Source organism: Dietzia sp. B44, assembly GCF_014145245.1.
Classification (GTDB): Bacteria; Actinomycetota; Actinomycetes; order Mycobacteriales; family Mycobacteriaceae; genus Dietzia; species Dietzia natronolimnaea.
Genome location: NZ_JAALEF010000169.1, coordinates 1 through 8,317, shown reverse-complemented (window position 1 = coordinate 8,317; position 8,317 = coordinate 1). Strand labels below are relative to the sequence as shown.

Below are 8,317 nucleotides of genomic sequence, written 5' to 3'. Positions count from 1 at the left end.
CGGGCGCGTCCGCGATGCGCGACGCGATGGCCGCAGCCGGCGTCCAGCGGTGCGTGTACGTCTCCGGGCTCGCCCCGTCCGGAGGCCCCGGGGAGCCTCTCTCCCGGCACATGTCCTCCCGACTCGAGGTCCAACACCTGCTCTCGGACGGACCCACGCCGGTGTTCACCCTGCGGGCCGGCATCGTCCTGGGCTCCGGTTCGGTGGGCTTCGAGATGATGCGCACCCTGTGTGAACGGTTGCCGGTCCAACCGGTCCCCCGCTGGATGCGCGGCGGCCGCGTGGAGCCGGTCGCCGAGCGTGACGTCGTCGAGGCCCTGTGTCACGCCCTCGAAGTGGCTCCCCGCACCGGGCACGGCGACCTCGGCTGCGGGGAGGCGCTGACCTACCCCGCGCTGCTGCGCAGGTTCTCCCGGGTCGCCGGGCTCCCGACACTCCGCGTCCCGGTCTTCGGGGTGCCGTGGGATCTGGTCGCGGCGGGATTGTCCCCGCTCATGGACGTGGACGCCGGTACCGTCGCCGGGCTGATCGAGAGTCTCCGCCACGAGATGGTGGCCGCCGGCCCGGCGACGGACCTGCTCCCCCCGGGGTGGGAGATGACCGGGATCGACGACGCCATCCGTCGCGCGCTCGGGGACTGACGGTGTGGTCCGGACGCGACGTCCCGGGTCCCGCCACACCGGGTCATTCCACACCCCGGCGCGAGCGCGCCCGGTGAGGGACAATCGACCGATGCCCGCGAATCTCCCGTTCACCGCCGCGACCTTCATCCGCGCCGCCCTGGACCGCCACGTGCCGAGCGGCACCACGGACGACATCGGGGAGAAGCTCCTCGACGCGGCGGTGCGGCAGTTCGAGCTCTTCGGCGTGACCCGGTCGACGATGGGGGACATCACGCAGCGGTCGGGCCTGTCCCGGATGACCCTCTACCGCCGGTTCGCCAACAAGCAGGAGCTCATCAACGCCGTCCTGCTCCGCGAGTCCGGACGCATCCTGGCCGGGCTGAAGCAGGAGATCGACCGGTACGACGACGTGGAGTCCAAGCTCACCGAAGGCTTCCTCTACACCGTCGAGACCCTGCGCGCCCACGGGCTGCTCAACCGGCTCCTCGAGAGTGAACCCGAGGTCGCCGTCCCGTATCTCACCGTCCGGGCCGAACCCCTGGTCAGCAGCAGTGCCGAGTTCCTCGCCTCGGAGATGGCCACCAGCCTCGACGACTCCCGGTCGCACGACGAACTGCTCGTGGCCGCCGAGGTGACCGTCCGTCTGGTGATCTCATTCGTCCTCACCCCCTCCACGACCATCGATCTGGACGACCCCGACGTGGCCCGGGAGTTCGCCAGGAGGCACCTGGGCCCACAACTCCGCGGTGGGCGGGGACATTCCGACGGTGCGTAGGCGGTAGGCGCCCGGGCGTTGACACGAGGGCCCGCGCTGCCTAGCCTCAGTTACAAAGAGACCTCAAATGTCACTCTGTACTCCGAGGCTCTCTCCGACCCACATCGTCGGAAACGAAAGGGATCGCCATGACCGCACCCACGCCCACCACCGCCCCCTCGAGCCCGACCCCGAGCAGCTCCCGCGAGGAGTATGACGCCGCCCTCCTCCGCCTGTCCGAGGCGTCGGTCCGACGCCACTTCGACGCGTTCGTCGACGTCCCCTGGGATCACCCCGACTTCCGTGTGGACCGCACCGACGAGCGCTGGGTCCTGCCCGCGGACGTGGATCCGCTGGGCGCCCACCCCTGGTACCAGGCGTTGCCCGTCGAGACCCAGATCGAGATCGGGCTGTGGCGCCAGGCCAACATCATGAAGGTCGGGCTGCAGTTCGAGAACATCCTGATCCGCGGGATCATGCAGTACATCTCGAACCTGGACAACGGGTCGGCCGAGTTCCGGTACCTCACCCACGAGGCGACCGAGGAGTGCCACCACACCCAGATGTTCCAGCAGGGCGTCAACATCATCGGTGCCGACGTACCCGGGTTGCCCCGCTGGATGCGCCGGGTCTCGCCGATCATCCCGTGGTTCGCCTCCCTCACACCGGTGGGCTTCTTCATCGGCGTCCTCGCCGGCGAGGAGCCGATCGACCACACGCAGAAGCAGATCCTGCGCGGCGCGGACGAGCTCCCGCCCGTCCTGAGCCGCATCATGGAGATCCACGTGGCCGAGGAGGCCCGGCACATCTCCTTCGCGCACACCTACGTGGCCCGCCACGCGCCCCGGATGAGCCGCGGTCAGATCTTCGCGGTCTCCCTGGCCTTCCCCGTGATCATGCGGGTGCTGTGCGACTCCATCCTCAAGCCGACCAAGGAATTCCGCGAGGAGTTCGGTGTCCCCCGCGAGGTCATCGACGAGCTGTACTGGGACAGCCCGAAGTCCCGCGAGTTCCTGTCCGACCTCTTCTCCGACGTGCGGATGCTCGCCGAGCAGTCCGGCCTGATGAACCCGCTCGCCCGGCGGGTCTGGCGGGCGCTGAAGATCGACGGCCGCGCCTCCCGCTACCGCAGCGAGCCGCCCGTCTCGTACTCCGCCGCCGTCTGATGCCCCACGTCGTCACGCAGGCCTGCTGCGCCGACGCGTCCTGCGTCCACGCGTGCCCGGTCAACTGCATCCACCCGACTCCGGACGAGCCGGACTTCGCCACCGCCGAGATGCTGTACATCGACCCGGACGTCTGCGTGGACTGTGGGGCGTGCGTGGGAGCGTGCCCGGTCGGGGCGATCGTCCCCGACGACCGCCTCGCCCCTGGCGAGCAGGTCTTCCTCGACCTCAACGCCGTGTTGAGCACGCCGTCTCGCCCGTACCCGCCCCAGGCGCCGGTCCCCCCGATCCGCCGTCTGGTGCGGGACCGCGGCCCCGCGGGGGAGCCACTGCGGGTGGCGATCGTCGGAGCCGGCCCCGCCGCTCTGTACACCGCCGACGAGCTGCTCAGGCAGCCGGGCGTCGAGGTGACCGTCTTCGATCGCCTGCCCGTCCCCCACGGCCTGGCCCGGCACGGCGTGGCCCCCGACCACCCGAGGACCCGGTCGGTCACCGACCTGTTCGCGCTCATCGAGGCCCAGGCCGGATTCACCTACCGGCTGGGGGTGGAGATCGGCCGGGATGTCACCGTGGACGAGCTCGCCGCCGCCCACGACGCCGTGGTCTACGCGACCGGGGCCAGCACCGACCGCCCCCTCGAGATCCCGGGCACCGGGCTCCCCGGGAGCATGTCCGCCACGGAGGTGGTGTCCTGGTACAACGGCCACCCCGACCACGTCGAGGCCCGGGTCCCGCTCGACCACGAGCGGGCCGTCATCGTGGGCAACGGCAACGTCGCCCTCGACGTCGCCCGGATCCTCGCCACCCCTGCGGAGTCCCTCGCCGCGACCGACATCTCCCCTGTCGCCCTGAAGGCCCTGCGGGACAGTCGCATCCGGGAGATCGTCGTGCTGGGTCGACGCGGGCCCGCCCAGGCCGCGTTCACCCTTCCCGAACTCGTCGGGCTGGCCTCGCGTGAGGACATCGACCTGCGCGTCGACGCCCCGGACGGGATCGATCCGGGGGCGGAGACCGATCCCCAGAGATCCCTCATGCTCGACTGCCTCGCGGAGGTGGCCGCCCGCACGCCGCGGACGGGCATGCCGCGGATCGTCCTGCGTTTCCAGACCGCACCCGTGGAGGTCGTCGGTGCGGAACGCGTCGAGGGACTGCGGATCGCGGGGACGGAGTTGACCAGCCTGGACGGCGACGTGCGCGCGGTCCCCCGCCCGGGAACCGAGGAGGTCCTGCCCGCGGGACTGGTCCTGCGTTCGGTCGGCTACCGCGGGGTACCCGTGCCCGGCGTGCCGTTCGACCCGGTCACCGCGACGATCCCCCACCGCGCCAGCCGCGTCCTCGACAGCCCCGGCGGGTCCGAGGTCCCCGGCGCCTACGTGGTCGGATGGATCAAGCGAGGTCCCCGCGGGTTCATCGGGTCCAACAAGACCTGCGCCCGCGAGACGGTCGACGCGCTGCTCGCCGACGCCAACGCGGGGCTGCTCGGCCACGCCGGTCTTCCCTATCGCACGGAGCTTCCGGATCGCGAGGGGCGATCGGCACGCGCGGGGAGTCGATGGTCGCTCGTACCGCAGCGTCGGTGACCGGGGCTACGGCGATTCCGGTCCGCTACCGGCCGGGCCCCGGAGTCGATCCGACTTCCGGGGCGGGGGTCACACCCGGAGTACCCGACCACATACGACCAGGTGCACCTCGTCGCACGCCTCGGCGACTCCCTGGTTGACAGCGCCCAGGAGGTCACGGAACACCCCGCCGGAGCGATGGGACGGCACGACCCCGTATCCGACCTCGTTGGTCACCAGCACCACCTCGTCGTCGTGATCCCTCAAGGCTTCACGGACCGCCGCGACGTGCTGGTCCACCATGTCGTGCGCGGCGTCCATCGGCGCATCCCACAGCTCCGCGCGGTCCAGGATCGCGGTGACCCACGTCCCCAGGCAGTCGACGAGCACCGGACCGGCGGCGGCACCGAGCGCCGACGCGAGGTCCACGGTCTCCACCGTGTCCCATCCCGTGGGCCGGTGGGCGCGGTGGCGCGCGACCCGGTGGTCCCAGTCGGGATCGCCGCCGTCCGCCACCGGTCCGGGTGCGACGACGGTGACGTGGTCGCGGCCCTCCAGCAGGCCGGCGGCGTGCCTCGACTTACCGGAGCGCACGCCCCCCGTGACCAGGACTCTCATCACCACAGCGTAGGACCCGGTGGAGGCGGTCGGGCGGAACGCTCGCCACGGCGGGCCGGACTTCTCTACTATTGACAGTTGTCAAGTGATGGCGTCGCCGGCCCGGGCCCGGAAGCTCGCCCTCACCGGAGTAGAAGAGGTCCCACGAGATGACGTCATCGGTCGCCACCACGCGCGAGGCACTGTTCCGACCCCTGCAGGTCAGGTCCATACAGCTGGCCAACCGCCTGGTCATGTCGCCCATGACGCGGATGGGTTGCCCGGACGCCCTGCCCGACGAGGTGAACCGCGACTACTACGCCTCCCGCGCTGCCGGCGGGACCGCGCTGATCGTCACAGAGGGGATCGGCGTGGACCACCCGACCTCGGTGGATCACGGCTGGATCCCCCGCCTCGACGGGCCTGCGTCCGTGGCCGCCTGGCGGCAGGTCACCGACGCGGTCCACTCCGCCGGGGGCCGCATCCTGACGCAGCTGTGGCACGTCGGCCCGCTCTGGGGCGCCAACGCCCGTTTCGACCGGGCCAACCGGGACAGGCTCATGGAGAGGCACCCGATGCGGCCGTCCGGGCGATGGGGCACCCCGGGCGTCACCACCTATTCCGAGCGGAGCGTCGCCCGGTGGTCACCGGAGGTCGCACCGATGACCGAGGGCGACATCGCCGGGGTGATCGACGCGTTCTCCCGCTCCGCCCGGTTGGCGATGGAGGCCGGATTCGACGGCGTGACCCTCCACGGCGGGCACGGGTACCTCCTCGACTCCTTCGTCTGGTCCGACACCAACCGGCGGACCGACACCTGGGGCGGCGACCTGGCCGCGCGCAGCCGGTTCCCCGCCGCGGTGGTCGCCGGGGTCCGCGAGGCGATCGGGCCCGACGCCCCGCTGTTCTACCGCTTCTCCCAGCACACCCAGCAGGATTACACCGCCCGCAAGGCCACCACGCCCGACGAGCTGGGCGTGTACCTCGGCGCCCTCGCCGACGCAGGGGTGGACCTGCTCGACGCCTCCACCAGGCGGTTCAACGACCCGGCATTCCCGGACCTGGAGGGCGACGACGGCGAGGTGTCCCTGGCCGGATGGGCCCGCCGTCTGACCGGGTTGCCGACGGGCGCGGTCGGAGGGGTGGGGATCGGGGCCTCTCTCCGCGAGCAGAAGTCCGGGGCGCCCGCCCACACCGCGGACAACATCGATGCCGTGGCGGGCTGCCTGGAGGCCGGCGAGTTCGACCTCATCTCGGTGGGCCGGCTCCACCTGGCGGATCCGGCCATCGCGACTGTCCTGCGCACCGGCGACCCGTTGCCGGAGTTCGTCCGCGAGGTTCACGAGATGCCTCTGCGGACCCCCGAGGGCTGAGGTACCTAGGGACGCTGTGGACCGCCCGGGGTCGGGTCGCCGCCCAGCCGCTCGATCCCGTCGTGCATCAGCTCCACGGCGGTGCCAAAGACGACGCCGGGGTCGATCCCGCGATAGTCGTCCAGGAGCCCGGTGGTGAGCGGATAGTCCCCGGCGGGCAGGGCCTCGATCTCCGCCGCGGTGACGTCGTCCACTGGAGCGACCAACCCTAGGGCCTCCGCCGTGGCCAGCCCGAGGACGGTCGCGTACCAGCCCACCGTCACCGTCACCACCTGAGGCCGGGGGACCCCCGCACCCAGCATCGCCGCGTGCACCACCTCGGTCGTGGCGTAATCGGCCGACCCGGTGTGGGTGAACCGCTGGAGCAACGGGAACGTCCGGGGATACGCCCTGGCCAGGGCGCGGTACTGCTCAGCCAGGTGACGCAGTGTCGGTCGCCAGGGCGCCCCGGGTGGGGCGGGCCGCACCTGACCGTCGAGCCACGACGCCATGGCCCGGGCCAGCCCCTGCTTGGACCCGAAGTGATAGGCCACCGACATCGCGTCGCACCCCGCCGCGCGCCCCACACTGCGCATGCTGAACGATTCCTGCCCGCTCTCCTCCAGCACGCCGACAGCCGCCTCGACGATCAAGGCGGGGGACAACCCCCTGGGCCCTCGTCCGACGCGGCGCTCGACCATCAGTCCCCCCACTTTCGGGCCGACAAGCCCGAGACACTATTTCTACATTGTAGAATAGGGCGCGATCGAGGGAGGAAGACATGGTGGAAGTCAGACCGGCGGCGGCCTCCGATGCACAGACCATCGGGGAGATGCTCGGGGAGGCGTTCGGCGCTGATCCGGCGTGGGCGCAGTTCTTCCCCGACGAGGCCTCACGGTCCGCACGCCTGACCGCGCACTATCGACGCCACGTGCGTCGGCACCCGGACCGGGTCGACGTGGCCGTGGAGGACGGGCAGACGTTGGGGGCGTTGCTCTGGGAGCCTCCGCACCGCGAGGCGGGGCGCTGGTCACGATGGGGCGAGAGAGGCACAGCGGTTCTCCGACTGCTGATCTCGCCCACCGCGCGCCGCGGCATGGCACACACCCGCGCGGTCGAGGCACACCGGCCGTCGGAGCCGCACTGGTACTTCCACGACATCGCCACCGGACCCAAGGCTCGCGGGAAGGGGATCGGGTCGGCCCTCCTGCGCCACCGCCTGGACATCATCGACCAGGGCGGGCCGGAGCCGGTGTTCCTCGAGGCGACCACCGCGGGCAGCCGCCGCCTGTACGAGCGATTCGGTTTCCTCCCCGTCGGCACGGTGCCCACGGGGCCCGGACAGGAATCCACCGCAATGATCCGACCCGCAGGAGCCCAGAATGACTGACCCCCGCCTCGCCTCGCCGGACGATCTCGCCCCCGCCGCCGAGACCCTGGCCCAGGCGTTCGCGCACTACCCCTGGACCCGTCACGTCATCCCCGAGGAGGGGTACGCCGAGCGCCTGCTCACCCTGCAGCAGCTCTATCTGGCGCACGCCTATCGGCACGGGGTCGTCGCGGTCACCGAGGACCGTGACGGCGTGATCGCGCTCCTGCCCCCGGACGCCCCGGACGCCGACGACGACGCCGTCGAGCAGATCGTGGCCCTGCACGGCGACCGCATCGGGAGGCTGGCCGACGGATCGCCGCCGCACGACGGGTGGACCCTGGAGACCCTCGGGGTGCGCCCCGCCGCGCAGGGCAGGCGTCTCGGTAGCTCCCTGCTCGTGTTTGCTCTGGCCGAGGCGGGACGTCGAGGCGCCCGCGCCGTGCGGTTGGAGACCTCGGATGAGCGGAACGTGCGGCTGTACGAGCGGCACGGGTTTCACGTCACCGGACGCCGCGACCATCCGGACGGGCCGCCCGTCTGGGACATGCAGTTCGACGAGATGGAGGTCGACGACATGGGGGCCCACACCCGCACCACCTGACCGCTCACTCTCCGCTGCCGAGGAGGTTGGCGGGTAGGCCACCGGGAGACCGAGGAGCCGACGACGGGGAGGCGGAGCCGCGAGGGCGTGGTGATCACGCGGTGACGTAGGTTCTACGTCGTGACCGGCTACTGCGACCCGATGGCGCAGTGGCGCGCGGTCGCGGTGGTGCTCGCGTCCGTGCTCACCGCCACGGTCGCGCACACTGCTGCCGGGGGCTGGGTGCCCGGTCCGGGCGGATGGGCCGTCGTGCTCCTGTGTCTGCTCCCGGTCGCCGCGCTCGCCCGCGGCCG

At 71.7% G+C, this 8,317-nt stretch carries 9 protein-coding genes; 7 read left to right on the top strand and 2 right to left on the bottom strand.

The features are described from left to right. From G6017_RS06550 to G6017_RS06535, 4 genes are all read left to right on the top strand, one after another. Nucleotides 1–641, top strand: a 641-nt coding sequence (locus G6017_RS06550) for a Rossmann-fold NAD(P)-binding domain-containing protein (protein ID WP_182616548.1), incomplete at its 5' end; no start/stop codon positions are given. A gap of 91 nt (nt 642–732) precedes the next feature. Further along, nucleotides 733–1,398 carry a TetR/AcrR family transcriptional regulator gene (locus G6017_RS06545; protein ID WP_241730559.1) on the top strand — a complete coding sequence of 222 codons (666 nt, stop codon included), beginning with the start codon at nt 733–735 and terminating at the stop codon, nt 1,396–1,398. A 128-nt stretch (nt 1,399–1,526) separates the two neighbouring features. Beyond that, nucleotides 1,527–2,543: an AurF N-oxygenase family protein gene (locus G6017_RS06540; protein WP_182610508.1), complete on the top strand. Its 1,017-nt coding sequence runs from the start codon at nt 1,527–1,529 to the stop codon at nt 2,541–2,543. Continuing rightward, nucleotides 2,543–4,123: an FAD-dependent oxidoreductase gene (locus tag G6017_RS06535; RefSeq protein ID WP_182616545.1), complete on the top strand. Its 1,581-nt coding sequence runs from the start codon at nt 2,543–2,545 to the stop codon at nt 4,121–4,123. The genes G6017_RS06540 and G6017_RS06535 overlap by 1 nt, the downstream gene beginning before the upstream one ends. A gap of 69 nt (nt 4,124–4,192) precedes the next feature. On the opposite strand, the gene G6017_RS06530 is transcribed toward G6017_RS06535, so the two are convergent. After that, nucleotides 4,193–4,720, bottom strand: a complete 528-nt coding sequence (locus tag G6017_RS06530) for a bifunctional adenosylcobinamide kinase/adenosylcobinamide-phosphate guanylyltransferase (protein ID WP_182616543.1) — start codon at nt 4,718–4,720, stop codon at nt 4,193–4,195. Between the two features lie 149 nt (nt 4,721–4,869). Here G6017_RS06530 and G6017_RS06525 point away from each other — a divergent pair, with 149 nt between their 5' ends. Then, nucleotides 4,870–6,072 (top strand): oxidoreductase, encoded by a 1,203-nt coding sequence (locus tag G6017_RS06525; RefSeq protein ID WP_182616541.1) that lies wholly within the window; start codon nt 4,870–4,872, stop codon nt 6,070–6,072. 5 nt (nt 6,073–6,077) lie between these two features. Here the strand turns inward: G6017_RS06525 and G6017_RS06520 are convergent, their stop codons facing one another. Continuing rightward, a complete protein-coding gene (locus tag G6017_RS06520) occupies nt 6,078–6,716 on the bottom strand; it encodes a TetR/AcrR family transcriptional regulator (RefSeq protein ID WP_206682223.1) in 639 nt (212 codons plus the stop codon). A 116-nt stretch (nt 6,717–6,832) separates the two neighbouring features. Here G6017_RS06520 and G6017_RS06515 point away from each other — a divergent pair, with 116 nt between their 5' ends. Both G6017_RS06515 and G6017_RS06510 read left to right on the top strand, forming a co-directional pair. Beyond that, nucleotides 6,833–7,441: a GNAT family N-acetyltransferase gene (locus G6017_RS06515; RefSeq protein WP_182610502.1), complete on the top strand. Its 609-nt coding sequence runs from the start codon at nt 6,833–6,835 to the stop codon at nt 7,439–7,441. Continuing rightward, on the top strand, nt 7,434–8,024 hold the full coding sequence (locus tag G6017_RS06510; protein ID WP_182616539.1) for a GNAT family N-acetyltransferase: 591 nt from the start codon (nt 7,434–7,436) through the stop codon (nt 8,022–8,024). Before G6017_RS06515 ends, G6017_RS06510 begins: the two co-directional genes overlap by 8 nt. The last annotated feature ends 293 nt before the right edge of the window (nt 8,025–8,317 follow it).

Coding starts and splice junctions, on each gene's coding strand:
- G6017_RS06530 (WP_182616543.1), bottom strand. CDS start 4,720: ATGAGAGTCCTGGTCACGGGGGGCGTGCGCTCCGGTAAGTCGAGGCAC.
- G6017_RS06540 (WP_182610508.1), top strand. CDS start 1,527: ATGACCGCACCCACGCCCACCACCGCCCCCTCGAGCCCGACCCCGAGC.
- G6017_RS06535 (WP_182616545.1), top strand. CDS start 2,543: ATGCCCCACGTCGTCACGCAGGCCTGCTGCGCCGACGCGTCCTGCGTC.
- G6017_RS06510 (WP_182616539.1), top strand. CDS start 7,434: ATGACTGACCCCCGCCTCGCCTCGCCGGACGATCTCGCCCCCGCCGCC.
- G6017_RS06525 (WP_182616541.1), top strand. CDS start 4,870: ATGACGTCATCGGTCGCCACCACGCGCGAGGCACTGTTCCGACCCCTG.
- G6017_RS06545 (WP_241730559.1), top strand. CDS start 733: ATGCCCGCGAATCTCCCGTTCACCGCCGCGACCTTCATCCGCGCCGCC.
- G6017_RS06515 (WP_182610502.1), top strand. CDS start 6,833: ATGGTGGAAGTCAGACCGGCGGCGGCCTCCGATGCACAGACCATCGGG.